At 72.2% G+C, this 25,697-nt stretch carries 19 protein-coding genes and 5 pseudogenes; 12 read left to right on the forward strand and 12 right to left on the reverse strand.

The window, feature by feature from the left end:
• Positions 1 to 246: 246 nt before the first annotated feature.
• Both DRB89_RS38530 and DRB89_RS38535 read left to right on the forward strand, forming a co-directional pair.
• Positions 247 to 1,281: pseudogene (locus DRB89_RS38530) on the forward strand (histidine kinase); the annotation flags it as partial.
• Positions 1,278 to 1,880, forward strand: a pseudogene (locus tag DRB89_RS38535) (response regulator transcription factor); the annotation flags it as partial. The pseudogenes DRB89_RS38530 and DRB89_RS38535, both read left to right, overlap by 4 nt.
• Before the next feature lie 55 nt (positions 1,881 to 1,935).
• Here DRB89_RS38535 and DRB89_RS38540 read toward each other — a convergent pair.
• From DRB89_RS38540 to DRB89_RS38555, 4 genes and pseudogenes are all read right to left on the reverse strand, one after another.
• Positions 1,936 to 2,685, reverse strand: coding sequence for a LysM peptidoglycan-binding domain-containing protein (locus tag DRB89_RS38540; RefSeq protein ID WP_112450792.1), 750 nt, complete (start codon positions 2,683 to 2,685; stop codon positions 1,936 to 1,938).
• Positions 2,686 to 3,347: 662 nt separating this feature from the next.
• Positions 3,348 to 4,421, reverse strand: coding sequence for a DUF1996 domain-containing protein (locus DRB89_RS38545; protein ID WP_112451015.1), 1,074 nt, complete (start codon positions 4,419 to 4,421; stop codon positions 3,348 to 3,350).
• Positions 4,422 to 4,550: 129 nt separating this feature from the next.
• Entirely contained in the window at positions 4,551 to 6,716 is a 2,166-nt protein-coding gene (locus DRB89_RS38550) for a discoidin domain-containing protein (protein ID WP_112451014.1), read from the reverse strand.
• A 392-nt stretch (positions 6,717 to 7,108) separates the two neighbouring features.
• A pseudogene (locus tag DRB89_RS38555) lies at positions 7,109 to 8,311 on the reverse strand (poly(A) polymerase); the annotation flags it as partial.
• A 193-nt stretch (positions 8,312 to 8,504) separates the two neighbouring features.
• Between DRB89_RS38555 and pulA the strand changes: the two are divergent.
• A pseudogene (gene pulA / locus DRB89_RS38560) lies at positions 8,505 to 12,017 on the forward strand (pullulanase-type alpha-1,6-glucosidase); the annotation flags it as partial.
• Positions 12,018 to 12,086: 69 nt separating this feature from the next.
• Here the strand turns inward: pulA and DRB89_RS38565 are convergent.
• A complete protein-coding gene (locus DRB89_RS38565) occupies positions 12,087 to 12,623 on the reverse strand; it encodes a GNAT family N-acetyltransferase (RefSeq protein ID WP_112452657.1) in 537 nt (178 codons plus the stop codon).
• 145 nt (positions 12,624 to 12,768) lie between these two features.
• Positions 12,769 to 13,491 carry a TetR/AcrR family transcriptional regulator gene (locus DRB89_RS38570; RefSeq protein ID WP_112452658.1) on the reverse strand — a complete coding sequence of 241 codons (723 nt, stop codon included), beginning with the start codon at positions 13,489 to 13,491 and terminating at the stop codon, positions 12,769 to 12,771.
• Positions 13,492 to 13,846: 355 nt separating this feature from the next.
• Here DRB89_RS38570 and DRB89_RS38575 point away from each other — a divergent pair, with 355 nt between their 5' ends.
• Both DRB89_RS38575 and DRB89_RS38585 read left to right on the forward strand, forming a co-directional pair.
• Positions 13,847 to 14,326, forward strand: a complete 480-nt coding sequence (locus tag DRB89_RS38575) for a MarR family winged helix-turn-helix transcriptional regulator (protein WP_112452646.1) — start codon at positions 13,847 to 13,849, stop codon at positions 14,324 to 14,326.
• A 125-nt stretch (positions 14,327 to 14,451) separates the two neighbouring features.
• Positions 14,452 to 14,940: a LysM domain-containing protein gene (locus tag DRB89_RS38585; protein WP_239516591.1), complete on the forward strand. Its 489-nt coding sequence runs from the start codon at positions 14,452 to 14,454 to the stop codon at positions 14,938 to 14,940.
• 104 nt (positions 14,941 to 15,044) lie between these two features.
• Here the strand turns inward: DRB89_RS38585 and DRB89_RS38590 are convergent, their stop codons facing one another.
• The gene (locus DRB89_RS38590; RefSeq protein WP_112454308.1) at positions 15,045 to 15,818 is read right to left on the reverse strand and encodes a DUF5324 family protein; all 774 of its coding nucleotides are present in this window, start codon (positions 15,816 to 15,818) and stop codon (positions 15,045 to 15,047) included.
• A 185-nt stretch (positions 15,819 to 16,003) separates the two neighbouring features.
• Here DRB89_RS38590 and DRB89_RS38595 point away from each other — a divergent pair, with 185 nt between their 5' ends.
• Positions 16,004 to 16,531, forward strand: coding sequence for a peptidylprolyl isomerase (locus DRB89_RS38595; protein WP_112452648.1), 528 nt, complete (start codon positions 16,004 to 16,006; stop codon positions 16,529 to 16,531).
• Positions 16,532 to 16,638: 107 nt separating this feature from the next.
• Positions 16,639 to 17,523: a rhomboid family intramembrane serine protease gene (locus DRB89_RS38600; protein ID WP_112452649.1), complete on the forward strand. Its 885-nt coding sequence runs from the start codon at positions 16,639 to 16,641 to the stop codon at positions 17,521 to 17,523.
• A gap of 103 nt (positions 17,524 to 17,626) precedes the next feature.
• Here DRB89_RS38600 and crgA read toward each other — a convergent pair whose 3' ends face one another.
• Complete coding sequence (crgA, locus tag DRB89_RS38605; protein ID WP_112452650.1) at positions 17,627 to 17,881, reverse strand: cell division protein CrgA; 255 nt, start codon at positions 17,879 to 17,881, stop codon at positions 17,627 to 17,629.
• A 91-nt stretch (positions 17,882 to 17,972) separates the two neighbouring features.
• On the opposite strand from crgA, the gene DRB89_RS38610 reads away from it, so the two are divergent.
• Complete coding sequence (locus tag DRB89_RS38610) at positions 17,973 to 18,749, forward strand: DUF881 domain-containing protein (RefSeq protein ID WP_112452651.1); 777 nt, start codon at positions 17,973 to 17,975, stop codon at positions 18,747 to 18,749.
• A gap of 332 nt (positions 18,750 to 19,081) precedes the next feature.
• Here the strand turns inward: DRB89_RS38610 and DRB89_RS38615 are convergent, their stop codons facing one another.
• Positions 19,082 to 20,668, reverse strand: coding sequence for an MDR family MFS transporter (locus DRB89_RS38615; RefSeq protein ID WP_112449579.1), 1,587 nt, complete (start codon positions 20,666 to 20,668; stop codon positions 19,082 to 19,084).
• Positions 20,669 to 20,791: 123 nt separating this feature from the next.
• Between DRB89_RS38615 and DRB89_RS38620 the strand changes: the two genes are divergently transcribed.
• Together DRB89_RS38620 and DRB89_RS38625 are read left to right on the forward strand one after the other, a co-directional pair.
• A complete protein-coding gene (locus DRB89_RS38620) occupies positions 20,792 to 21,376 on the forward strand; it encodes a TetR/AcrR family transcriptional regulator (RefSeq protein ID WP_112449578.1) in 585 nt (194 codons plus the stop codon).
• Between the two features lie 191 nt (positions 21,377 to 21,567).
• The gene (locus DRB89_RS38625) at positions 21,568 to 22,584 is read left to right on the forward strand and encodes an SGNH/GDSL hydrolase family protein (RefSeq protein ID WP_112453560.1); all 1,017 of its coding nucleotides are present in this window, start codon (positions 21,568 to 21,570) and stop codon (positions 22,582 to 22,584) included.
• 292 nt (positions 22,585 to 22,876) lie between these two features.
• Here the strand turns inward: DRB89_RS38625 and DRB89_RS38630 are convergent, their stop codons facing one another.
• Together DRB89_RS38630 and DRB89_RS38635 are read right to left on the reverse strand one after the other, a co-directional pair.
• Complete coding sequence (locus DRB89_RS38630) at positions 22,877 to 23,308, reverse strand: DUF1992 domain-containing protein (protein ID WP_112449577.1); 432 nt, start codon at positions 23,306 to 23,308, stop codon at positions 22,877 to 22,879.
• A 70-nt stretch (positions 23,309 to 23,378) separates the two neighbouring features.
• Positions 23,379 to 23,783, reverse strand: coding sequence for a nuclear transport factor 2 family protein (locus DRB89_RS38635; protein ID WP_112453559.1), 405 nt, complete (start codon positions 23,781 to 23,783; stop codon positions 23,379 to 23,381).
• A gap of 233 nt (positions 23,784 to 24,016) precedes the next feature.
• Here DRB89_RS38635 and DRB89_RS45455 point away from each other — a divergent pair.
• Together DRB89_RS45455 and DRB89_RS38645 are read left to right on the forward strand one after the other, a co-directional pair.
• Positions 24,017 to 24,202: pseudogene (locus tag DRB89_RS45455) on the forward strand (hypothetical protein); the annotation flags it as partial.
• Between the two features lie 66 nt (positions 24,203 to 24,268).
• Positions 24,269 to 24,730, forward strand: a complete 462-nt coding sequence (locus DRB89_RS38645) for a hypothetical protein (RefSeq protein ID WP_112452620.1) — start codon at positions 24,269 to 24,271, stop codon at positions 24,728 to 24,730.
• 165 nt (positions 24,731 to 24,895) lie between these two features.
• Here DRB89_RS38645 and DRB89_RS38650 read toward each other — a convergent pair whose 3' ends face one another.
• Positions 24,896 to 25,525, reverse strand: coding sequence for a hypothetical protein (locus tag DRB89_RS38650; protein WP_112452621.1), 630 nt, complete (start codon positions 25,523 to 25,525; stop codon positions 24,896 to 24,898).
• Positions 25,526 to 25,697 lie beyond the last annotated feature (172 nt).

Here is a 25,697-nt window from a genome sequence, read left to right on the forward strand (position 1 = left end):
GCGAGAGCCCCGACCGGGCCGTGCGCTGCGGCCGGGTCGGCGCGATGCTCCAGGAGGGCCGCGCCGTGCCGCGGCTCACCGTGCGCGAGCTCGTCGCCTTCGTCGCCCGGACCTACCCGGCGCCGATGCCCGTCGCCGAGGCCCTCCGCCTGGCGGGGCTCACGGAGCTCGCCGGCCGCCGCGCCGACCGGCTGTCCGGCGGCCAGGCCCAGCGCGTCCGCTTCGCCGTCGCCCTCGCCGGGAACCTACATCAGCGTGGTGTTCCGCGCCTTCGACCCGTGCAAGCGGGAGGCCGCGAGCACCCGCTGGAGCCTCGTCGCCATGGGCCTGGTCACCTGCGGGCTGGCCCTCGGCTACGGCGGCAGCCGGCTGACCTTCTTCCCCCTGCTGGGCCTGGCCACCGGAGCCGTGCTCCGGGGCCGCGTCCTGGGGTTGACCGTCCTCGGCCTCAGCGCACTGGGCGGGGCGATCGCCGCGCACCACGAAGGCTGGGGAGCCCTGGGGGTCGTCTACGGGACCTTCCTCTCCGGCATGGTCACCGCGGCCATCCTCGCCCTGTCGGAGACGGTGCGGGAGCTGCGCGCGACCCGGCAGGAGCTGGCGCGGGCCGCCGTGGAGCAGGAGCGGCTGCGCTTCTCGCGGGACCTGCACGACCTGCTCGGCCACACCCTGTCGGTGATCGTCGTCAAATCGGAGGCGGCCCGCCGTCTGGCGCCCCGAGACCTGGACGCGGCCCTCGCCCAGGTCGCCGACATCGAGTCCGTGGGCCGCCAGGCCCTCGTGGAGATCCGGGAGGCCGTCACCGGCTACCGCGAGGCGAGCCTGGCCGGCGAGCTCGACCGGGCCCGCGGCGCCCTCACCGCCGCCGGGATCGAGCCCGCCGTACGGCAGTCCGGGCCGCCGCTGCCGCCGCGGACGGCGGCGCTGCTGGGCTGGGTGGTGCGCGAGTGCGTCACCAACGTGATCCGGCACAGCGGCGCGGCCGGCTGCGACATCGAGGTGCGGGGCGCCGCGGAGCGGGTCCGCCTGGTGATCACGGACGACGGGGGCGGCGGCGTAGGCTCTGCTCCGCCGGACGGCGGTCCGCCGGGCAACGGCCTGACGGGCAGCGGTCTGACGGGACTTGCCGAACGGCTCGCCGCGGCCGGCGGCACCCTCGTCAGCGGCCCGGCTCCGGGCGGCCGGGGCTTCCGGGTCACCGCCGAACTCCCGTTGGACGAGGACCTCGTACAGGCGGAACACGCGGAACACACGGAACACGCGGAAGGGGACGGCCGATGATCAGGCTCCTGCTGGCCGAGGACCAGGGCATGATGCGCGGCGCCCTGGCCCTGCTGCTCGGACTGGAGGAGGACATCGAGGTCGTGGCGCAGGTCGGCGCCGGCGACGAGATCGTGCCCGCGGCCCTGGGGACCCGGCCCGACGTGGCGCTGCTCGACATCGAACTCCCCGGCCGCAGCGGGCTCGACGCGGCGGCGGACCTGCGCGACCGGTGCCCCGGCTGCAAGGTGCTGATCCTGACCACCTTCGGCCGGCCGGGCTATCTGCGGCGGGCGATGGACGCGGGGGCGGCCGGGTTCCTGGTGAAGGACGGACCGGTCGAGGAACTGGCCGCGGCGGTACGGCGGGTGCTCGCGGGGGAGACCGTGATCGACCCCGCGCTCGCGGCCGCGGCCCTGAGCGCGGGCCCGAACCCGCTGACCCCGCGCGAGATCGACGTCCTGGGCGCGGCGACCGACGGAGCCACCGTCGCGGACATCGCGGCGCGGGTCCGCCTGTCCGAGTCGACCGTACGGAACCACCTGTCCTCGGTCATCGGCAAGACCGGCACCCGCAACCGCATGGAAGCCGTCCGCGCGGCCCGCCGTCAGGGCTGGCTCTGGGGCTGGTTGGGGCCCGGGCGAAGACGCCCGGGTCCGTACGCCTGCGTCCGGATCAGTAGGCGCCGTTGACGTTGTCGATCGTGCCGTAGCGGGCGGCCGCGTAGTTGCAGGCGGCCGTGATGTTGGCGACCGGGTCGTAGGAGTCCTGCGAGGTTCCGGGCACGTGATAGGCGCGGAAGGTCGGATCGATGACCTGGAGCAGACCCTTGCTGGGGATGCCGTTCTGGGCGTTGATGTCCCAGTTGTTGATGGCCATCGGATTCCCCGAGGATTCACGCATGATGTTGCGGTGAATTCCCGCGTAGCTGCCGGGAATTCCGTGCTGCGCCATCACGTCGAGCGATTCGCGGATCCAGCCGTCCAGGTTGTTCGCGTAGCCGGTCGTGGCTTTGGCGGCGGTCGTCTTGGCCGCGGCAGGCTTGGCGGCGGCCGGGGCGGCGGCGGTGAGGTTCAGCTTCAGGCCGGGGCGGATGACCGCGGGGTCGGCGCCGACGATGTTCCGGTTGGCCTCGTAGAGCTTCTGCCAGCCGCCGCCCACGGAGTGCTCCGCCGCGATCTTGCTCAGCGTGTCACCGCTGACCACGGAGTACGTCAGCGGAGCGGCTTTCGCCGCGGCCGGTGCCGCCTTCTCCGCGGCCGGCGCGGCCTTCACCACGGCGGGGGCCTTCGCCTCGGCCGCGCCGGCCGTGGTCGCGCTGATCAGCGGGAGGGCCAGCGCCGCGCTGCCCGTGCCGGCCAGGGCCAGCTTGCGGGTGAGTGCGTGGTGCTGCTTCGGCCGGCGGTGCTTTCCCTTTGCGGGCATGGCGGAATTCCTCACGTGGGGGGTACGGAAGGGCCCTGGCGGAGGCCGGATCAGGCAGCTGACCACCGGGAATGAGGTGACCGTAGGCGAGCACGCGGGGCCGGAACAAGACACGAATTCGACCGGGAGATCAACTCTCCGCGAACCGCCCGGTGGATGACCTTGAAAAGGGATCCGGGAATTCCCTAAATTCCGGCTGGGAAAAGGGAATCGGCCTTCTCCGGGAAATGATGTTGGCCCGGTGCGCGTGACCCACATCACGGGCGGTCGGGTGGTGCCCCAATCCGGGCAAGTCGCCCTTCGCCGGGCGCGATTCGGGCGACCCGCCCGTTGACGGCGAATCGCCCATCACGGGTCAATCGGGTCCGTCCCGCCGCCCGGTGCGCCCCGTCTGCCTCGCGAGGCGGCGCCGGCGACGCGTGACAGCCGAAGCGGCCCGCCCCGGGAGGGGCGGACCGCTGGGAGGGTCGGACGGCGGCGTGGGCCGGGCGGCGGCGCGGGTCGGACGGGAACGGGGAGTTGCCGCAACCGGTTCCCCGCCGGGTCACGGGGAGCCGTACGTACCGGCCCGACGCGCAGATGTCGAAGTCGTCGATCCCGCCGTCACCCTTGGCCGGCGTGGGCGCCCGGGTCGGCGACCGGGGGGACGGCCACGGCCGGCGCTACGGCAGGCGGCCGTCGGGGCCGAGCACCGTGCCGGCCTCCGGGTGGTACTGGTCGAAACCGCGGTTGTTGCACTGCAGGCCGCCCTTGATGCACTGGTCGACCATGGCCTTGAGCGTGCGCTCGTCCCACGCGTTGAAGAAGTCGTAGTGGAAGGAGTGGCCGGACCCGCTGGCCAGCCTGACCTGCGACATGTCCCCGCTGACCGGGAAGGCCATCTTGAACTCGACCATCGGGACCGCGACCGGGTGGGAGGCGGGGCAGACGTTGTCGTTGTTGCCCGGCTTCGTGACCGGGTAGGCCATGTGCGCCTTGTGGTCGGGCGTGTCGAGGTTCTTGCCGTCCCAGCAACTGGGCGACTGCATACGGATGTTGAGCTGGGTGCCGGCCGGGCAGTTCGCCGGGAACTCGGTGTTCTTGAAGCTGTCGCCGCACTCCCAGCCCTCGACCCAGCCCTTGTGCCCGCGGAACTCCGCCGCGGTCTGGGTCGGGCTGCCGACGAGGAAGCGCAGACCCTTGGGGAAGGGGCGCACGCTCGTGTAGTCGGTGACCCCGGTCTTGTAGTAGATGACCTGGGGGCCGGTGGGCAGGACCTTCTGGCTGCCGTTGAAGAGCGTCGGCATCCAGTAGCCGGAGAGGTCGCCGACCGCGGTGCAGGCCGTGCCGCCGGCGCTCAGCGAGGCGGTGGTGCTGTTGCCGTCCGTGCCGGTGTTGCCCATGAAGGTGTGGTCGTGCGAGGCGCCGGGCCGGCCCGCGTACACGATCGGGTCGTCGGGTGCGGTCTTGGTGACCGCGCAGTTGGCCTGGAACTCGTGGAAGTAGCGGTCCGGCGGGTTGTTCCAGGACGGGGTCACGCCGGTGACCTGCGGCACGGCCGGGATGTAGCCGTCGCCGTCGGGGTCGTCGCCCCCGGCGAGCGCCGCCACGGCGGAGTGGTCCATGTTCATGTGGATGCTGCCGGAGTCGGGCGTCGCCTGCGCGGTGAGCGCGGTGGCGCCGAGTCCGGCGGCCGCGGTCACGGCTACGGCCGCCGAGACCAGGAGGGCCGACAAGGCCCGCGGTCGGAGTTTCATGGTGTTGCGGCTCCTTTGTGTGGGTGGTGCCCGTGGGGGCCCGAGAGGCGCTGGAGAGCGCTCTCTCAGATGGCCCGGAAAACGCGGGGCGGCCGGTGGCCGCCCCGCGAACCGGGGGTCAGGGGGTGATCAGGGGAAGGAGACGACCGTGGAGGGGACCGTCGACGTACCCGACGTCGGGGCGCCCGTGTTGTTGATGACGTGCTCGTACTGGCCGTTGCCGCCGAGCGAGACGACGAGGATGTCGTGGAACTTCACTCCGGGCTTGACCGGCACCTGGAACCCGTGGTCCTGGCGGATCGTCGGGTCGACGTTGTAGTAGCAGTAGCTGCCCAGGCCCCAGCCCTCATGGGTGTTCACCGAGTCGGCGACCTTGTAGGCCGCGAAGCCCTTGATCGAACCGTTCTGGACGGCGGCCTGGTTGGGGGCGTCGTACGCCTTCTCGTTCTGGAAGAAGATCGTCCGGCCGCGCTCGCCCTTCCACTCCACGTCGTACTTGTTGAAGTGCTCGACGAACAGGCCGGTGGCCAGTACGTCGTCACCGTTGACGCGGAAGCCGTAGTCGGAGCGGTTGGTCTCCCAGCCCACCCCGTCGCCGTGGTCGGCGCGCCAGATCCAGGTGTGGTCGACGATCGTGTCGTGGTTGTTGATCACCATGCCGACCGTGGCCTTGCCGGCGCCGGCACCGCCGACGCGGATGAAGACGTCCTGGACGGTGGTCGGGTTCGCCGCGTGGTCCGTGGTGGTGCCGGCCGGGCCGACCTCCAGCAGGGACGGGGAGTTGAGCTGGCCCGCGTCGATCAGGAAGCCGGCGAGCTTGACGCCGTCGACGTCGGCGACCTTCATCGCCGTCACCCCGTTGTCCGGGATGACGGTGGCGAGGCCGAGGCCCAGGACGACGGTGTCGGCGCGGTTGACCTGGATGGTCTGGTCGACGTGGTAGACGCCCGGGGTGAAGAGCAGGTGCAGGCCCTGGGCCAGCGCCTGGTTCATCGTCGCGGCGCTCGTGCCGGGCTTGACGACGTAGAACTGGCTGAGCGGGACCGAGGTGCCCTGCGGGGCGCCGTTGCCCCAGGAAGTGCCGCGCGCGTTCACGCGCTTGGCCGGGACGAACACCTTGTACTCGGAGCGGTCCAGGTAGAGGAAGGGCTTCTCCCGGGAGACCGGGGTGGTGTCCAGGGTGGTGTAGCGGGGCTCCGGGAAGCTCTGCGCCGGGGCGCCCACGGTGCCGGAGAAGACCTGGTTCCAGACGCCGTTGGACCAGCCGCCGATGGAGCTGTCACGGGTGTACCACTGCTGCTGCGAGTAGTTGCCGACCTGGCCGTCGATCTTGGAGTCGGCGATGTAGCCGCCCGAGGACCAGCCGTAGCCGGACGGGGCCAGGTTGAGTCCGCCCTTGACGTGCATCCGGCGGAACGGCGCGGCCTGCGAGACGGCCCAGCGGTCGGTGCCGTTGACCGGGTTGAGGGCGAGGTTCTCGGCCGAACGCCAGAAGTTCTGGGTGGCGTTGCCGCCGAACCAGCCCGCGTCGACGGTCACGTCACCGTTGATCGTGGTGTCGTCCGGGCTCAGGCCGAGTCCGGAGATCGAGGTGTAGAAGCCGATCTGGGCGTTGAGGCCGTTGTAGGTGCCCGGCTTGAAGAGGAACTGGTAGCGCCCGGACCCGAACTGGGCCGACTCCTGCTGGGCGAAGACCTCGTCCAGCTTGGCCTGGATGTTCGGCGTGGACGGATCGAAGACGATCACGTTGGGGCCGAGGTCGCCGCCGCCGGGCAGGGTCGGACCGCTGCCGGTGGTGCCGTAGACCTGGAACTCCCAGAGCGAGTAGCCGTATCCGGTGGTGCGCTGGGTGCCGTACACGCGGACGTAGCGGGCGGTGCCGGTGATGTCGTGGGTCTGGACGCCGCCGGTCGCGTTGGCCGTCGAGTAGGCCGTGGACCAGTTGGTGCCGTCGGTGGACAGCTCGACGCGGTACGCCTTCGCGGCGGCCGTTTCCCAGCGCAGGACGACCTGGCTCAGCTGGGCGGGGGCGCCGAGGTCGACCTGTATCCATTGCGGGTCGGAGAACTGGCTCGACCAGCGCGTGCCGTTGTTGCCGTCCACGGCGGCGGACGCGGGGGTGCCGGCGCCCTCGACCGAGGAGGCGGTGGCGGGCTTGCCCTGCGAGAGGAGCGTGGGCGCCGCGGTCGCGGCGGTGCTCGGGAGGAACACGAGGAGGGCCGCGACCAGCGCGGCCGCGAGGGTCGCGACGGTCAACCGCGAGGGGCGCGGGGGGTGATCGGAGAGGAGGGGCATGCGGGACGACTCCTGACGTCGTGGATCCGGGGGGATCGAAGCGTGAGTGAACTGCCCGGGGCCGAGGCCGTCAAGGGTTTGAGCGTTCATGAACTGAAGATCCAATGACGTGTCACACACGCATCAGGCCTGTGAACTTGGAGTTTCTTCAATCCTTGTGAAAAGTGTTGACGAAAAAACTTCGCAGGACTGTACTGATGCTCTGACCGCTCCGTCTCGCCGTGCCCGCTACGGCGGGGCGGAGCTCGGCCCGGGACTCCCCGGTACGTTCGGAGCGTGGGGCCCGACGGGTGCTCAGGAGCTGCCGTGTGTTCGTTTCTTGTCGACACGGGCGAGGTGGTACACGCCTTGGGATCGCCGGGTCAGGGCTGTCCGGGTCAGGGCGGGTCGGGTCAGGGCAGGTCGGGGACGGCGCCGCAGTCCGCCCGGGCCGCCTCCGTACCCGGGAGGGTCGCCGACCAGGAGGCGGTGAGGGCCGTCAGGGAGCCCTCGTCCGGCGGATCGGCGCCGAGGCCGATCGCGAAGCGGGCCGAGGTCGTGGTCCGCTCGAACGGGCGGGGCCAGGCGTGCACGTCCTCGAAGCCCGCCTGCGACAGCGTGCCGAGCAGGGCACGCAGCCGCCCGCGCGTCCGGCCGAGGTTCTCCTCGAAGTCGCCGGGGGCGGCGCCCGTCACCGTGACCACCGCCCAGGCGGCGTGCCGGCGGTGCAGGGGCGGGCGACCGGCGAGCGTGTCCCCGTCGGCGCCGTCCTCCAGCGCCTCCCACGCGGCGTACAGCTCACGGCCGAGCAAGTCCCTCATACCGGGCCCCACTTGGGTGGTGCAGCTGCGGACCGGCGCGGAGGGTGTGAGGACGGTGACCGCCCCGCCGTCGGCCGCACCACCGCCGGCTGCCCCGCTGCCGGTCGCCCCGCCGCCGTCCGCCCCGCCCTCGGTCGCTTCGCCGTACGGGGCGTCCGGGCGGTCCGCCGACCCGGTGGCGCCGCCCGCGGCCGGAGCCGGGGGCAGGGCCACGGGGGTACGCCAGTCCCAGGCGGCCCAGGTCGCGAAGAACTCCCGGAGCAGGGGGCCGGGGGAGAGGTCGGCGGCCGCACGGACCGTGTGGGCCGCCAGAACCGCCCAGGCCAGGCCCGGGAGGCCGCCGAAGGGCGCCGAGTCCAGTCCCCGGGAGCGGGCCCAGGCCTTCACCTCGCGCGCCAACCGGGCGAACGCCGCGTGCTCCGCGCCCACGCGGGCCCGTACCGCGTCCGCGTCGCCCACCGCGCTCAGGGCCACCGCCGCCGCCTCGCCGAGCTCCGCGCGGCGGGCCACCGCCTGCCGGGGCGGGACCGGCCCGGTGGCGACCACGACCAGGTCCACGTCCAGCCCCGCCACGCGCAGCCGCAGCCCCGGCACCCGCGCGCCGGTCACCTCCCGGACCCGCTCCGCCTCCGGGACCGCCGAGCACACCCGTGCCCGTACCTCCGTGATGCCGCAGGTCCCCGGCAGCGCCGCCACCAGGTCCAGGTCCGCGTCCGGCAGCGCGCAGCCCATCCGCCGCGAGCCGGCCACGTACACGAACCCCTCCGGCAGCGCGGCCGCGATCCGCTCCGCGACGGACTCCGCCACGGCGGCGAGCAGGTCAGTCCCGGCTCCGTGCACGGCGGTGGCCGGGGCGGCGGGCCGCGCGGGCTGCGGCCCGTCCTGGCCGGGCGGGCCGTCTTGCCCGGGCGGGCCGTCTTGCCCGGGCGGGCCGTCTTGGCCATACACGGGGCGGATGGTCGACAGCTTCAAATGTGTATAAGAACAGGAGCCCACCCTCACCCTCAAGGCCCCGGCCCCCGGCGCCACCGGCACCGTCGAGCTCACCGCCGACGTCGCCGGCGGCGGCCTGAACCGGGTCGTCTTCGCGGCCCAGACCGGCAACGCCGCGTGGCAGGTCCTCGGCTCCGCCGACCACGCCCCGTACAAGGTCACCCAGCACGTCACCGCCCCCGCCGGCACTCCGCTGCGCTACAAGGCCGTCGTCGTCGACTCCGCCGGCCGCACCGCGAGCGCCCTCGCCGCCTCGGCCGCCGGCCAGGCCCCGCCCGCCGAGGTACCCACCGCCACCCAGCGCGACTACGCCGTCGTCCACTACAACCGCCCCGACGGCGACTACACGAACTGGAGGCTGTACGCCTGGGGCGACCTGGCGGACGGCGAGGCGACGCCCTGGCCCGCCGGCCACGACTTCACCGGCCGCGACGCGTACGGGGCCTTCGCCCACGCGAAGCTCAAGCCCGGGGCGAGCAGCGTCGGCTACCTCGTCATCGACAAGGACGGCAACAAGGACGTCGCGGCCGACCGCACCATCGACGTCACCAAGACCGGCGAGATCTGGCTCGACCAGGGCAAGGAAGCCCCCCGCCCCGAGCGCCCCGCGTACCCGCCGCAGGACACGGCCAAGGCCGTCCTGCACCACCAGCGCCCCGACGGCGCCTACGACGGCTGGGGCCTGCACGTCTGGACCGGCGCGGCGAACCCGACCGAGTGGTCCAAGCCGCTGCTCCCCACCCGCACCGACTCCTACGGCGCGGTGTACGAGGTCCCGCTCGCGGCCGGGGCCACCAGCCTCAGCTACATCCTCCACAAGGGCGACGAGAAGGACCTCCCCTCCGACCAGTCCCTCGACCTCAAGGCCTCCGGCCACGAGGTGTGGATGCTGAGCGGCAAGGACAAGTACCTCCTGCCGCAGCCCGCCGGCAGCGCCGCCGCCCTGGACCTCACCAAGGCCCAGGCCGTCTGGATCGACCGCACCACCCTCGCCTGGAACGCCCCGCCCGCCGCCGCCTCCCTCCAGCTCCTCGCCTCCCGCGACGGCAGGGTCAAGGCGGAGAACGGCACCCTGACCGGCACCGAGGACGCCGTCTGGCTGCGTCTGGCCAAGACCGAGCTCACCGCCGCGCAGAAGCAGAAGTTCCCGCACCTGGCCGCGTACGCCGCCTTCACCGTCGACCCGCGCGACCGCGACCGGGTCCGGGACGCCCTGCGCGGCCAGCTCGTCGCCAGCGCCCGTACCGCCGCCGGCGCCGTCCTGGCCGCCACCGGCGTCCAGCTCGCGGGCGTCCTCGACGACCTGTACGCGAACGGCACCCCGCTCGGCCCCGTCTTCAAGGACGGCCGCCCCACCCTCTCCGTCTGGGCCCCCACGGCCCGGGAGGTCGCCCTCGAACTGGACGGCCGCACCGTCGCCATGCGCCGCGACGACACCACCGGCGTCTGGTCGGTGCGCGGCGACCGCGGTTGGACCGGCAAGCGCTACCGCTTCGCCGTCACCGTCTGGGCCCCGGCCGCCGGACAGATCGTCCGCAACCTCGTCACCGACCCGTACTCCACCGCCCTGACCACCGACTCCACCCACAGCCTGGCCGTGGACCTCGCCGACCCGAAGCTGGCCCCGCCCGGCTGGCGCGACCTGAAGAAGCCCGCCGCCGTCCCCTTCACCTCCGCGCAGATCCAGGAGCTGCACATCCGCGACTTCTCCGTCGCCGACCGCACCACCACCCGCCCCGGCCAGTACCTGGCCTTCACGGACACCGGCTCGGCGGGCATGCGCCACCTGCGCGACCTGGCCGCCGCCGGCACCTCGTACGTCCACCTCCTGCCCGCCTTCGACATAGGCACCATCCCGGAGAAGGCGGCCGACCGCACCGAGCCCGCCTGCGACCTGAAGGTCTACGCCCCGGACTCGCAGGAGCAGCAGGCCTGCGTGGCGGCCGCGGCCGCGAAGGACTCGTACAACTGGGGCTACGACCCCCTGCACTACACGGTCCCCGAGGGCTCCTACGCGAGCGACCCGAACGGCACGGCGCGCACGGTGGAGTTCCGCCGGATGGTGCAGTCCCTGAACGGCGCGGGCCTGCGCACCGTCATGGACGTGGTCTACAACCACACGGTGGCGTCCGGCCAGTCCGACAAGTCGGTCCTGGACCGCATCGTCCCCGGCTACTACCAGCGACTCCTGGCCGACGGCACGGTGGCGACGTCCACCTGCTGCGCCAACACCGCGCCCGAGAACGCCATGATGGGCCGCCTCGTCGTGGACTCGGTCGTGACCTGGGCCAAGCAGTACAAGGTCGACGGCTTCCGCTTCGACCTCATGGGCCACCACCCGAAGGCCAACATCCTGGCCGTGCGCTCCGCCCTCGACGCGCTGACCGTCGCCAAGGACGGCGTGGACGGCAGGAAGATCGTCCTCTACGGGGAGGGCTGGAACTTCGGCGAGGTCGCGAACGACGCCCGCTTCGTCCAGGCCACCCAGCAGAACATGGCCGGCACCGGCATCGCCACCTTCTCCGACCGGGCTCGCGACGCGGTGCGCGGCGGCGGCCCCTTCGACGAGGACCCGCGCGTACAGGGCTTCGCCTCCGGCCTGTTCACCTCGCCGAACTCCTCCCCGGCGAACGGCACTCCGGAGCAGCAGCGGGTCCGGCTCCTGCACGACCAGGACCTGATCAAGGTCGGGCTGACCGGCAACCTCGCCTCGTACGCCTTCACGGACTCCACGGGTCGCGCGGCCAAGGGCTCCGAGATCGACTACAACGGCTCCCCGGCCGGGTACGCGGCCGCCGCCGGCGACGCGCTCGCCTACGTCGACGCGCACGACAACGAATCGCTCTACGACGCCCTGAAGTACAAGCTCCCCGAGGGCACTTCGGCCGTCGATCAGGCCCGCGCGCAGGTCCTGGCGATGTCGGTCGCCGCCCTCTCCCAGGGGCCGTCCCTCTCCCAGGCGGGCACGGACCTGCTGCGCTCCAAGTCCCTGGACCGCAACTCCTACGACAGCGGCGACTGGTTCAACGCCGTCCACTGGGACTGCCGCGACGGCAACGGCTTCGGGCGCGGTCTGCCCCCGGCGGCCGACAACCGCTCGAAGTGGCCGTACGCGCAGCCGCTGCTGGCCGGTGGCGCCACCCCCGGCTGCGCGGAGATCACCGGAGCCTCGGCCGCCTACCGCGACCTGCTGAGGATCCGCACGACGGAGCCGGCCTTCGCCCTCGCCACGTCCGAGGCGGTCCAGTCGAAGCTGGCCTTCCCGCTCTCCGGGCCTGCCGAGACCCCGGGGGTGATCACGATGGCCCTGGGCGACCTGGTGGTCGTCTTCAACGCCACCCCGGCCGGCCAGGCCCAGCGCGTGCCCGCCCTCGCGGGCACGGGATACGCCCTGCACCCGGTCCAGGCCGCGGGCGCCGACCCGGTGGCCCGGCAGGCGGCGTACGACCCGGCGAAGGGGGAGTTCACGGTCCCGGCCCGCACGGCGGCCGTCTTCAAGCGGGGGTGAGCCGGGGCCGGGGTGGTCCGCACCAGGACGGGGCGCGGGTGCCGGTGGGGGTGCCGGCACGGGTGCGCGTCAGACGAGCGTGAGCTGGTCGAGCCGCTTCTCCAGCAGGATCACCCCGTACACCTGCCCGTCCTTGCCCACCTTGTGGGGGAACTCCCCGACCACCCGGTAGCCCGCGCCCTGGTAGTACGCGAGCAGCCGGGGGTTGGTGGAGACGCAGTCCAGCCGCGCCCGTTCGCGGCCGGTCCTGGCGATGCGCCGCTCGGCATGTTCGAGCAGCCGCCGGCCGGCCCCGACGGGCGCGGCCTCGCGTTCGACCATCAGACGGTGCACGTAGCCGGCGACGGGGGGCTGGACGCCCCAGGCCTCCTCGTCGGACCACCACAGCTCGTAGGCCCCGACGGCGTGCCCGTCGCCGTCGGAGGCCAGCCAGACCTCGCCCTCGCGCATGATCGCCCGGAAGTGCGCGGCGTCCTTCTCCCCGGGCTTCCACTGCTCGATGCCCTGCCCGCGCATCCAGCGGGCGGCCTGGTCGTACAGCGCCACGAGCGTGCCCGTGTCCTTCTCCCCGGCCGTCCGGAACAAGATCCCGTCGTCAATGATCACGCGGGCATTATTGCGCGCCATTTGATCAAGGAGCGCCCAGGAATCGCTCAACGGGCTCCGCTCGACGTGCACGGTTCAGCGCGGACCGTTCAGCGCGGACCGTGCGGCGCGGACCGTTCAGCGTGGGCCGTGCGGCGCGGCTCGTTCAGCGCGGCTCGGGCACCGTGGTGCCGTACAGGGCCGGCGTCAGCGCCACCAGCCGTCCCACCAGCTCCCCGAACGGCCCGTCGGCCGGCTCGTCCGCGAGGATCCGTACGAGGATGCCCGCCATCTCCGTGTCGTACGCGGCGCTGACCGCGGCCAGCGCCGCGAAATCGTGCACGAGCTGCAGTTCCAGCTCGCCGCGCGGGATCTTCCGGCCGTCCAGCCAGATCAGCGCGGTCGACTCGGCGAGCGAGACCCACGAGCGCACGACGAGCGCGAGCCGCGCGGGCGGCTTCTCCACGCCGAGGTGCGCGAGGATCTGCTCGTACGCCGCCTGCCGCACCTCGTCGATCATCGCGTTGGCCCGGCTGCTGCCGACGGCGGGGCCGCCCCGCATCAAAGCCGAGAACCCGGGCCCGTGATCGTCGACGAAGGCGAAGAACCGACCCATCACCCGCAGCAGCCGCGCACCGAGAGGCCCCTCCTGCGGCTCCACGAACCGCAGCGCCAGCTCGTCGGCGGCCCGGCGCAACGCGGCCTCGTACAGGCTCAGTTTGCCCGGAAAGTAGTGGTAGACGAGCGGCCGGGATATCCCCGCCGCCGCCGCGATCTCGTCGATGGACACATCGTCGGGCGACCGGTGGCTGAACAGCTCCAGCGCCACCCCGATCAGCTGCTGCCGCCGCTCCTCGACACCCATCCTGCGCCGCACCCCGGTTGTCATGCGGGACACCCTACTGCGCGACCCGGCGGGCACCCCCGGCGGACGCCCCGGTGACCGTCCCGGTGGCCGCCCCGGTGGGGGCGGTGGCCACTGTGGCCTGCGGCTTTAACGGGCGTTTAGCCGTGGGGAGTCCACTCCGGGTGTCTGCCGCAGGGGTGCGGCCGGATTCGTTTCACGCCGGATCGGGGATCCGGCGTCACTTGGGGAAGTTGACACGATGCCCGGGGGCGGCGGGAGCGGAAACGGCAGGCATCTGACTCTCCGGTCTGCGATCAGCGGCGGTGAATGATGTGACCGTACCAGATAGTTTTGTTGCAGACGATTTATTTCGGATCGACTTGTTAGGCTGGGAGGCATGACTGCCATGGCGCCCACCCGGACCGAGCCCGACCTCTCCTTCCTCCTGGACCACACCAGCCACGTCCTGCGCACGCGGATGGCGGCGGCCCTCGCCGAGATCGGTCTCACCGCCCGCATGCACTGCGTCCTCGTGCACGCCCTGGAGGAGGAGCGCACCCAGATCCAGCTCGCCGAGATCGGCGACATGGACAAGACGACGATGGTCGTCACCGTCGACGCCCTGGAGCGGGCCGGACTCGCCGAGCGGCGGCCGTCCACCAAGGACCGCCGGGCCCGCGTCATCTTCGTCACCGAGCGGGGCGCGGCCATCGCGGGGGAGAGCGCCCGCATCGTCGACCAGGTGCACGCCGACGCCCTCGCCTCCCTCGGGGACAAGGACCGCGCGGCCCTGCTGCACGGTCTGAAGCAGCTGGCCGGGGGCGGTCTGGAAACCCCGTCGCAGAGCCCGCGCCCGGCCCGCCGGGCCCGCCAGTAGGGGCCCCGGCCCTCGCCCGCGTCCCCCGGATGGCCCCGTCACAGGGCCGCCGGGCGGCTTCTGGCAGACAGTGGGAAGAGGGCACTCTGCCCCAGGGGGCACCACCATGCCGGAGGCGTACGCACATGGGACTGTTCGACTTCATGAGGTCCGACAAGAAGAAGGAACAAGCCGAGAAGGCGGCCGAGAAGGCGGCTGAGCAGGTACAACAGCAGGCCGCGGCGGCGCCCGCGCCCCCGGCCGCGATGCCCGGCGGCGCCGCCGCCAAGTACACCGACTCGGCGGCGGCCACCAAGGCGGCCGCGGAGCGCATGGCGGCCGCGGCGCCGAAGCCCGCGCCCGCACCGCCCGCCGCGCCGCCCGCGGCCCCGCGCATGACGCACACGCCCACCCCGGCCTCGGCCGCGCACAAGGCGGTGCCCGCGGCGCCGAAGCCCGCGCCCAAGGCGCAGCGCACGTACACCGTCCGCCCGGGCGACTCGCTCTCCGCGATCGCCCGCCGCGAGCTCGGCAACGAGGGCCGCTGGCGCGAGCTCTACGCCATGAACAAGGGCGTCATCGGCTCCAACCCCGACATGATCCACCCGGGCATGAAGCTCAACCTCCCCGGCTAGATCCCCTGTCGTCGCAGGACGCAGCACGCAGAACGCGGGAAACACGAGAGGGGCCCGGATCCTTTCCAGGATCCGGGCCCCTCCCACGTGCCCCGCCGGGTGGGTCAGCGGTGCTTGCGCTTCGCGTCCTCCGCGTCGATCCGGGCCTCCGCGGCCTCGGCCTCCGCTTCCAGCGCCGACGAGGGCAGCGAGCCGGGATCGGACTCCGCCCCCGCCTCGCGCTCCTTGACCGCCAGCTCGTCCTCGAAGCTCCCCTGGGCCGCCTCGTCGCGCGCCGACAGCTCGGTGGCCGCCGGCGGCTCGACGAGCCAGTCCGGGTTCGACTGCTGGTCCCACCACTTCCACGCGGCGTAGGCCCCGCCGGCCAGTACGCCGACCAGCGCGGCGCCCTTGAGCAGCCGGCCCGTGCGGGCCCGGCGCTCGTGCTTGCGGACCAGCTTCTGCACCTCCTTCGCCGACACCTGACCGCGCAGCGCCGCCAGCGTGGCCGTCGATCGCGAAGAGAGCTCCTCGGCCACCGGCTGCGCCGCCGCGAGCGCGCTCTCGATCCGCGGCTGCGTGTAGTCGGCCGCCTGGCGAACCGCCCGGCGGGACTGCTTCACCGCGTTCACCGCGGCCCGGTCGACGTTCGGCGGCACGTGCGTGCGCGCCGCTCTGATCCGGGGCTGCACATGGCAGCCGTAGGTGGTGCGGGCCTGCCGGGCGGCCGCGTCGGCCGCGGACGACACCTTCGGCGCCAGTCGCTCATTTGCCTCTTGGGCGTAGTGCACCGCTGCATCCTTGGCGGATTCTGCGTACGGTGCCACCACTTCCGCTGCGTGCAGGAAACTCTCCCTGGCACTTTCGGCTGCCAGGCGCACGCTTTCCTTGCGGGTCACGGGATCCTCCTCCTCGGTGGCGGACACAGTTCACCTTTCCACCCTTTGTCGGATCATGCCTCCCATACCGCTGACCGGCATGCGCGACAGGGCATACGAGTGGACGATTTCAGTCCCGTGCGGCCCTCCGTGGGAGGATCTGGAACCGACAGTGATGACCAGTGATGACTAGGGAAGGCAGATCCGTGGCCGAGAAGCTCTACGCCACCCTGAAGACCAGCCACGGCGACATCGAGATCGAGCTGCTGGAGAACTTCGCTCCGAAGACCGTGCGCAACTTCGTGGAACTGGCCACCGGCGCCCGCGAGTGGACGCGCCCCACGGACGGCCAGAAGACCACGGACCCGCTCTACGACGGCACCGTCTTCCACCGCGTGATCAGCGGGTTCATGATCCAGGGCGGCGACCCGCTCGGCAACGGCACCGGCGGCCCGGGCTACCAGTTCGCCGACGAGTTCCACCCCGACCTGGCCTTCACCAAGCCGTACCTGCTCGCGATGGCCAATGCCGGCCCGAACACCAACGGCTCGCAGTTCTTCATCACCGTGGCCCCCACCGCCTGGCTGACGCGCAAGCACACCATCTTCGGCGAGGTCGCCGACGAGGCCAGCCGGAAGATCGTGAAGACGATCGCCGCCGGCGCCACCAACCCGCGCACCGAGCGCCCCCTCGACGACGTGGTCATCCAGTCCGTCGTCGTGCACAAGGGCTGACCCGGAGCCCGGGAACCTTTCGCATCCGCCCGTCCGTACTCGATGCGTACCGGACGGGCGCGGCGGATCCGCCGCCCCGCCGCCGACCGAGGGCACCGAGGGGACCGATGGACACCGAGCGTCTTCCGGGCTGCTACCGCCACCCGGACCGCGAGACCGGGATCAGCTGCACGCGCTGCGAGCGGCCGATCTGCCCCGCGTGCATGATCAGCGCCTCGGTCGGCTTCCAGTGCCCCGCGTGCGTCCGCGGGGGCTCGGGCACCGGCCGCGGGCCCGCCGCCAACGCCCCGCGGACCATCGCGGGCGGGGTGGTCGCCGCCGATCCGCACCTGGTCACCAAGATCATGATCGGGATCAACGCGGCGGTGTTCCTCGCGGCCGCGGCCCTGCCCGCCCTGCCGCTCGACCTGGGGCTGATCGCCCATCTGAGGCGGGTGTGGGGCGGGCCGCTCGAAGGCGTCGCCGCCGGTGAGTACCACCGCCTGCTGACCTCGGCGTTCCTGCACGTCGAGTGGTGGCACATCGCCGGCAACATGCTCGGCCTGTGGTTCCTCGGCTGCCCGCTGGAGCAGGCGCTGGGCCGCGTCCGCTACCTCGCCCTCTACCTGCTGTCGGCCCTGGGCGGCAGCGCCCTCGCCTATCTGCTGAGCGCGCCGGACACCATGACGTACGGCGCGTCCGGGGCGGTCTTCGGCCTGCTCGGCGCCGGCCTGGTGCTGGCCCGCCGGACGAGGGACGAGACGGGCCCGCTGGTCACCGTGCTGGTGATCATGCTGGCGCTGACCTTCGTGCCAGGGCTGTACGTGTCCTGGGAGGCCCACATCGGTGGTCTGGCCGGCGGTGCGCTGGTCGGGCTGGGCCTGCTGTGGCCCGCCACGGGCCACAGCACGCGGCATCGCAAACTCGTCCAGTGGGGCACCTGTGCGGCGGTGTTCCTGCTGGCGGCAGCCGTGATCGCGGTCCGGACGGCCGGACTTCCCGCACTCACCTGATCACACCGGCGTCAACTCTCCACAGAGTTATCCACAGATCTTCTGTCTTTTCCTCAGGTGTGGATGACGCTGTGGATAACTCATGGGGAGAGCTTGCGCGCAGCTACTTCCACTGCGTGGAGACACCGAATCCCGCGGCGATGAAGCCGAAACCGACCACGATGTTCCAATTTCCGAGGGCTTCCACCGGAAGCTGGGTCTCGGACAGGTAAAACACGACGATCCACGCCAGGCCGACCAGGAAGAACGCCAGCATGACCGGAGCGACCCAGTTGCGGTTCGTCAGCTTGATCGCCTGTGGCGTCCGCGTGGGCGGAGGGGTGTAGTCGTCCTTCTTGCGGATACGTGACTTCGGCACGAGGGGCTCTCCTGTCGATGCGCTGGGGACCTTGCCTGCCCCGGGCGTCCGTTAGCGTAGTGGACCTGTGGCGTTGAAGGAGAAGGGTACGTTGAGCAAATCCGACGACTCCTCCGCGGGTCCCCGTCGCCGTGCCAGACCGGTCCGGCTGCTCACGGCCGCCGTTTTCGCCCTGGCCGGCTTGATCTTCGTCACCAGCTTCAACACCTCCAAGGGTACGAACATCCGCACGGACGCCTCGCTCCTCAAGCTGTCCGACCTGATCCACGAGCGCAGCCAGAACAACCTGGACCTCGAGAAGAGCACCGCGACGGCCCGCGGCCAGGTCGACGCCCTGGCCGACCGGGACAACGGCAGCACCAAGGCGGAGGACGCCCGGCTCGCCGCACTGCGCGCCGCCTCGGGCACCGAGGAGATCACCGGCAAGGCCGTCACGGTCACCCTGAACGACGCGCCTCCCAACGCCACGGCCCGCATCCCCAACGTTCCCGAGCCCCAGCCCAACGACCTGGTGATCCACCAGCAGGACCTCCAGGCCGTGGTGAACGCCCTGTGGCAGGGCGGCGCCGAGGGCATCCAGGTCATGGACCAGCGCCTGATCTCCACCAGCGCCGTGCGCTGCGTGGGCAACACCCTGATCCTCCAGGGCCGGGTGTACTCGCCCCCGTACAAGGTGACGGCGGTCGGCGACCCGGGCGCGCTGAAGAAGGCCCTCGCGGCCTCGCCCGCGCTGCAGAACTACCAGCTGTACGTGAACGCGTACGGACTGGGCTGGAAAGTGGACGAGCACAAGGCGCTGACACTGCCGGGGTACTCCGGCACAGTGGACCTCCACTATGCGAAGCCGCTGGAGTCCGCCACCCCGTGACCGTGACGTCGACGTACCGCGCCTGCTGGTACGGACGTTCAGCGAGGTGTGCCTGACCGCCGGCTCCCTGATCGTGCTCTTCACGGCCTACGTGATGCTGTGGACCGGGGTCAAGGCCGACCAGGCCATGGACGGCGAGATGGCCCGGATGCGCGACCGCTGGGCGGCCGTCCCCGCGGCCGCGGCCGCACCGGCCCCGCAACTGGCTCTTATACCCAGTACGGGGCGGGCGGCCGGTGCCGGCACGAAGCGGGCCCGGGACCGGTGGACGCGCTCGTCCACCGGGCCCGGGCCCGTCGTTCAGGTGCGGGCGGCCCGCCCGCGCCGCCGGCTCAGTGCGCGACGGCGGTCGCCTGCGGGGCCGGGGCCTCCTGGTCCGCGCCGGCGGCGGGGGTGGCCGCCCCGCGCAGCGGGACCTCCTTGACGAACCAGGCGGCCGCGAAGCCCAGTACCGCGATGCCCGCGCCGAGCAGGAACGCCGAGTGCGTACCGGCGGCCACCGCGTGCTGGTAGGCGTCGCGGACGGCCTCGGGGAGCTTCGCCAGGCTGGCCGCGTCGAGCTGGGCGGAGCCCGCCGCCTTCGCGGCCTCCGGGCCGAGGCGGTCGCTCATCGTGGAGGTGACCTGGCTGGTGAACAGGGAGCCCATCAGCGCCACGCCGAAGGAGCCGCCGAGCGTGCGGAACAGGGTGGCCGAGGAGGACGCGACGCCCATGTCCTTCATCTCGACGCTGTTCTGCGCGACCAGCATGGTGATCTGCATCAGGAAGCCGAGGCCTGCGCCGAGGACCGCCATGTAGACGCCCGACACCAGCCGGGTGGTGCCCGTGTCCATGGTGGCGAGCAGGAAGAGCCCGGCGACCATGAGCGCGCCGCCGATGATCGGGAACATCTTGTACTTGCCGCTGTTCGTGGTGATCCGGCCGGCGATCAGCGAGACGACCATCATCGAGAGCAGCATCGGCAGCAGGAGCAGGCCGGAATTGGTGGCCGAGGCGCCCTGTACCGACTGCTGGAAGAGCGGGAGGTAGAGCACCCCGCCGAACATCGCGAAGCCGACCAGGAAGCCGATCACGGACATGAGCGTGAAGTTGCGGCTGCGGAAGATGTGCAGCGGCATGATCGGCTCGGCGGCCCTGGTCTCGGTGAAGAGGAACGCCGCGGTGGACAGGATGCCGGTGACGATCAGGCCGATGATCTCGGCGGAGCCCCACGCGTACTCGGTGCCGCCCCAGGTGGTGACGAGGACGGCGGAGGTGATCGCGATGGTCAGCAGCGCCGCGCCGAGGTAGTCGATCTTCCGGCGTTCCCCCTCCCCCGTCTTCTTGGGAAGGTGCAGGACCGCGGTCACCATGGCGAGGGCCACGGCGCCGAGCGGGAGGTTGATGTAGAAGGACCAGCGCCAGCCCATGTGGTCGGTGATGGTGCCGCCGACCAGCGGTCCGCCGATCATGGCGAGGGCCATCACGCCGGCCATCATGCCCTGGTACTTGCCGCGCTCACGGGGCGGGATGAGGTCGCCGATGATCGCCATGACGCCGACCATCAGACCGCCGGCGCCGAGGCCCTGGATGGCGCGGAAGCCGATGAGCTGGCCCATGTCCTGGGCCATGCCGCTGAGCGCCGAACCGATGAGGAAGATGACGATCGAGGTGAGGAAGGAGCCCTTCCGCCCGTACATGTCGCCGATCTTGCCCCAGATGGGGGTGGAGGCCGCGGTGGCGAGCGTGTAGGCGGTGACCACCCAGGACAGGTGCTCCAGTCCGCCGAGCTCGCCGACGATGGTGGGCATCGCGGTACCGATGATCATGTTGTCGAGCATGGCCAGCAGCATCGCGATCATGAGGGCCATCAGGACGACCCTTACGCTGCGCGGCTTCACCTCCTCCGAGGCGTCCGTACTCTTCGTCGTCTCCACCATGTTCCACTCCCCTGGCGCACGTGCACCGGTACCCGGCACTTACTTGCCGCCCGGCTAGTTCACTACACTGGGGAAGGTAGACCCGTAACTAGCCGGGCGTCAAGTAAGTAATCGAGGAGAGCCATGTCCAGGAGCGGTCCGCAGCAGCGCCGTGGCAACACGCGGCAGCGCATCCAGGACGTCGCGCTGGAGCTCTTCGCCGAGCAGGGGTACGAGAAGACGTCGCTGCGCGAGATCGCGGAGCGGCTGGAGGTCACGAAGGCGGCGCTGTACTACCACTTCAAGACCAAGGAAGACATCATCATCAGCCTGTTCGAGGACCAGACCCGGCCGATCGACGAGCTGATCGCATGGGCGGAGGAGCAGCCCCGGACCCTGGACACGAAGCGGGAGATCCTGCGCCGCTACAGCGAAGCGATGGCGGGCGGCGCCTCGCTGTACCGCTTCATGCAGGAGAACCAGGCCTCGCTGCGGGAGCTGAGCATCGGCGAGAGGGTGAAGCAGCGCCTCTTCGCGCTGGTGGAGCTGCTCCGGACGGGCCGGGAGGACGCCCCCTTGGCCGACCAGGTCCGCTGCGTGAGCGCCCTCTTCACCCTGCATGCGGGAATGATGTTCCTCCAGCACATCGAGGGGGACCCGGAGGAGACCCGGCAGGCCGCCCTGGAGGTCGCGACGGACCTGATCACCCAGGCGCACGAGCAGGCCTGAACGGCGGCGACGGGCCCGCCCGTTCCCTCCATCCGCTCATCCACTGAGCCACTCCTTCACTCCCTCACCCCTTCACTCGTTCACTCGTTCTGGCGAACCACGAGCCGGATGATTACTCTCCGTAATCGGATCGGCTACGTTTGGTGAAGCGCGTCGCGGACGATCGCGGCGCCCGAACCGAAGGCACCGCCATGATCCGTCTCGCGCTCACCGCGGCCGCGACCGCTGCCGCCGCACTCCTCACCGCCGCTCTCGCACAGCAGGCGCCGGCCGCCGGGCCCCGCTCACACCTCACGCCCCTCTCATACGTCGCCCTCAGGGACTCCTACAGCGCGGGCTCGTTCGTGCGCCCGTGGAACACCGACGGGTGCGGCCGCTCCGAGCACGACTATCCGCATCAGGCGGCGCGGCGGCTGAAGTTGGCGCTCACGGACGTCACCTGCTCCGCGGCGGAGGTCAGAGCCGGGCTGCTGGAAGCGCAGTCCGAGCTGAAGGGGCCGCCGTCGGTGCCCCCGCCGGGCGGCTGGGCCGCCAAACCGGCACAGGTCGGGGCCGTTTCGGCGAGCACCGATCTCGTCACGGTCGGCGCGGGCGGCAATTCCGTGGGCTTCGCCGAGATCGTCGAGACCTGCGTGAAACGGGGGCTCGCCTCCTTCGGGACGGGCACCCCCTGCACCGACCACTACACGCGCGGCGAGGGCGCCTCCCGGCTCGATGCCCGGTTCACCGCCCTGGAGGCCGACTTCACAGACCTGTTGAAGGAGATCCGCAGGCGCGCCCCGCACGCCAAGGTCGCGGTCGTCGGCTATCCGGCCGTCGTGGACGAGGCCGCCGGCTGCGGCTGGGGCGCCTGGAACCAGCTCGGCACGGTCACCAAGGGCGACACGCCCTGGCTCGACACCCTGGAGCGCCGGGTCAACGACCTCCTGCGGGACCAGGCCGCGCGGGGCGGCGCGATCTACGTGGACACGTACGCCTCCAGCACCGGCCACGGGGTCTGCGCAGCAGCCGGGCAACGCTGGATGTACGGCATCAAGGACACCCTGACCGGCTCCGGCGACCAGTCCGATCCGCCCTCCGAGCTCTGCCGCTCCATCCCCGCCGGGGGCGAGGCCTGCACCGTCCTGCACCCGAACCTCCGGGGCACCACGCACCAGGCAGACCGCGTCACCGAGGCCCTGACCTCCTTGGGGGCGACCAGGAGGTGACGACACGAGGCCGCCCCGGCAGCCGGCACCGGCGCGACCGCGTGGAGCGGGCGGATCCGATCAGAGGTCCGCGCCGAGCAGTTCGCCGCGGGGATCGAGGATCCCGACCTCCTCGTCCGCGTGGAGGGCGAGTTCCTCACGGTGGCCCTGGACCTCGACGTCTGGCGGCCCAAGGCGGCCGGGCGCCCGAAGATCTCCTGGCGCCAGGCCGCACGGGGACGATCGGCCTCGTGAAGTCATCGTGCGGACGGCGCCGCACCGCGCCGCGCCGCCGCCGGCAGGGCACGAGCCTTCAGCTCGTGCCGCTCCCCCGGGTGTCCCGACGGGTCTCCCGCTCCTCGCGCCACTCGGTGAGCACCGCTTCGACGTCGAACTCCTTGAGGTTCAGCGGCGGGCCGGGCGGCGGCATGCGCAGGGCCGCGCGGATCTTGGTGTTGACCTCCGTCAGGATGTCGCGGACCTGCCGCTCGGTGCGGGCCGCGCGGACCGCCTCCCGCGCGTCCTCCGCCTCCTTGCGGAGCGCGAGCGCCGCCGGGAGGACCGCGAAGCCCTCGCGGTGCAGCTTGCCCTTGATCCACCACAGCTCGTCGTACGGGGCGTCGAGCGAGGCCAGCGGCTTGCCGAAGCCGGGCAGCTCCTCGAACTCCCCGCGCGCCTCGGCCTGTCTGATCTGCCGGTCCACGAAGGATTCGAAGCTGACACCAGGCGGTTTGCGCTCGGTCACGTTGCCTCCTCAGGGGTCCCCACCAGCATATCTCCGTGGCCCGAGAAAGCAGTTACCGCCAGTAACAGCACTAGAGCCGCCGGTCGGCCTCCCCGATCGGGATGTCGTTGATGCTGGCCTCGCGGCGGCGCATCAGGCCGGCGGCGTCGAACTCCCACTGCTCGTTGCCGTGGCTGCGCCACCACTGCCCCTGCGCGTCGTGCCACTCGTACTCGAAGCGCACGGAGATGCGGTTGTCGGTGTAGGCCCACAGCTCCTTGCGGAGCCGGTACTCCAGCTCGCGTTCCCACTTGTCGGCGAGGAAGGCCCGGATCTCGGCTCGGCCGGTGAGGAAGCGGTCGCGGTTCCGCCAGGAGGAGTCCTCGGTGTAGGCGAGGGCGACGCGTTCGGGGTCGCGGCTGTTCCAGGCGTCCTCGGCGGCCCGGACCTTGGCGCGGGCCGACTCATCGGTGAACGGCGGCAGCGGCGGGCGCACAGGGGCGGGCGCGGCGGGAGTGGCAGGGGTGACCGGGGTGGCGGGGGTGGTGGCGCGGGCGGGGACGAGCAGCGGGCGGTCGGACTCGGGAAGGAGCGGAAGGGCCTGGCGGGCGTGGGGGCGGGGGGTCGGCTCACGGGGGCGGGGGGGGGGGGGTCGGGAAGACGCGGGTGGACGGGGGGGCGGGCCAGGGCGCGGGGGACGACAGGTCCGCGGAGCCCGGGGAGGGAGCGCACTGCGGCGGCGTGTGGCTGGCCGAGCTGGCTTCCGTAGGGGATGGGACGCTGCTGGAACTGGCCAACGCGGAGGCCCTCGGGCTGACCGACCACACCGTCCGGCCGCCCCGCCAGGTGCTCGCCGAGCACCTGGCCGAACGGCGGCTGCTGCTGGTCCTGGACGGTTTCGAGCAACTGGTGGACAACATCTACGGAGAACAGCTGGTCGGCAGCGTAAGATCTGTATAAGGGACAGGTCCCGTACCGCCCGTGCAGCGTGCGCCGCAGGCCGCACCCGGGCCCGTTCCCGCAGCTGCCGCCACGCCGTCCGTCTCGGCGGCGGTACCGCAGGTCCAGCTGATCCCCGCGTCCGCCGAGGGCGCGCTGGACGCGGCCGAAGAGGCCGTGGACCTGCTGCTCGACACCGGGCGCGCGCCCGGCGACATCCTGGTGCTCACCACCGGCGACCCGCACCCGTGGGCCGCGCACGAGCTGTCCTTCGGCGAGGCCGCGTACTGGGCCCTGCACGATGCCGGGGACGACGTCTTCTACGCGGACGCGGCGCAGGTCCAGCGTGCCGCCGGCCGCCCCGTCGTGGTCTTCGCGGCCAACGGCGGACCGGTCGACGCGGTCACCGCGGCCGTGCCGGTCGCGCTCGCGCGGGCCGGTGCGCTGCTGATCGTGTGCGGCGAAACGGAGCAGATCAACTCCGTGCTGGGTGCGGGCGTCTGACGCCCCGTACTCCCGCACGGTCGAGGGGCGGGGTGGGCGCACAGCCGGCCCTGCCGAAGTCCGAGGCCTGACCAGCCGTACGCCCGATTCCGGGTGTACGGCCGTTGGGCGTGCCCGCGCGCAGGACCGGTGCCCGTACGGTTTCAGCGGGCGGCCGTACGGATTTCAGCGGGCGGCCGTGCGGCGCAGGGCCTCCGCGGCTCCGCCGCCGGTGCGCAGGGCGAGCGGGGCGAACTCGGCGGCCGTTTCGCCGAGGCGCTCGGGCCGCGAGTCCGAGCTGGGCCGACGGCCGCCGCGGCCCTCGCCCAGGACCTGCCAGCCGCCGCGGGTCAGCGTGATGTACGCGCCGCAGCGCAGCCCGTGCAGGGTGCAGGCATCCCGCAGCCCCCACATCCAGGCGCCGTCCTCCTCGGTCCACCGCTCGTCGCCGTCGCGGCAGTACAGCAACACCGCGGTCCGCACGGGGGTCCGCCGCCGCAGGTCGTGCGGGATGACCCGGCGCAGGCGCGAGAGCAGGGCGTTGCGGTACTCCCAGCCGTCGGCCGAGGCCGAGCGCTGAACGAAGGAGGCGCTCGCGACGAGCCGCTCCTCGGGTCCGAGCACGGCGATCACCGCGGTGGACGGCACCGGGCTGTGCCGCGAGTGCAGACCGCTGACTACCTCGCGGGGGTTGCGCAGCAGGGGGACGCCCGACGCCGTCCACTCGGAGGGTTCCAGCAGCCGGCCGTGCCGGCTGGCGCCGCCGGTGGCCGTGGTCAGGGACGTGGTCGAGGGCGGGGCGAATCCGAAGGTCACGGTCCTCCCTTCGGGTACACGCCCGCGAACGGGCACAGCTGGAGTGCGGGCACACCGCGGCGCGGCCCAGGAGGGCGCCGTCGGGCCGAGCGGGAGCACTGCAATTCTCGCGTGGCCCGTGAGCATGCGGCAACGAGCAATTGACGCCGCCGACCGGAATTCGCCGGTATGC

Origin of the sequence: Streptomyces sp. ICC4 (assembly GCF_003287915.1) — a bacterium.
GTDB lineage: Bacteria > Actinomycetota > Actinomycetes > Streptomycetales > Streptomycetaceae > Streptomyces > Streptomyces tritrimontium.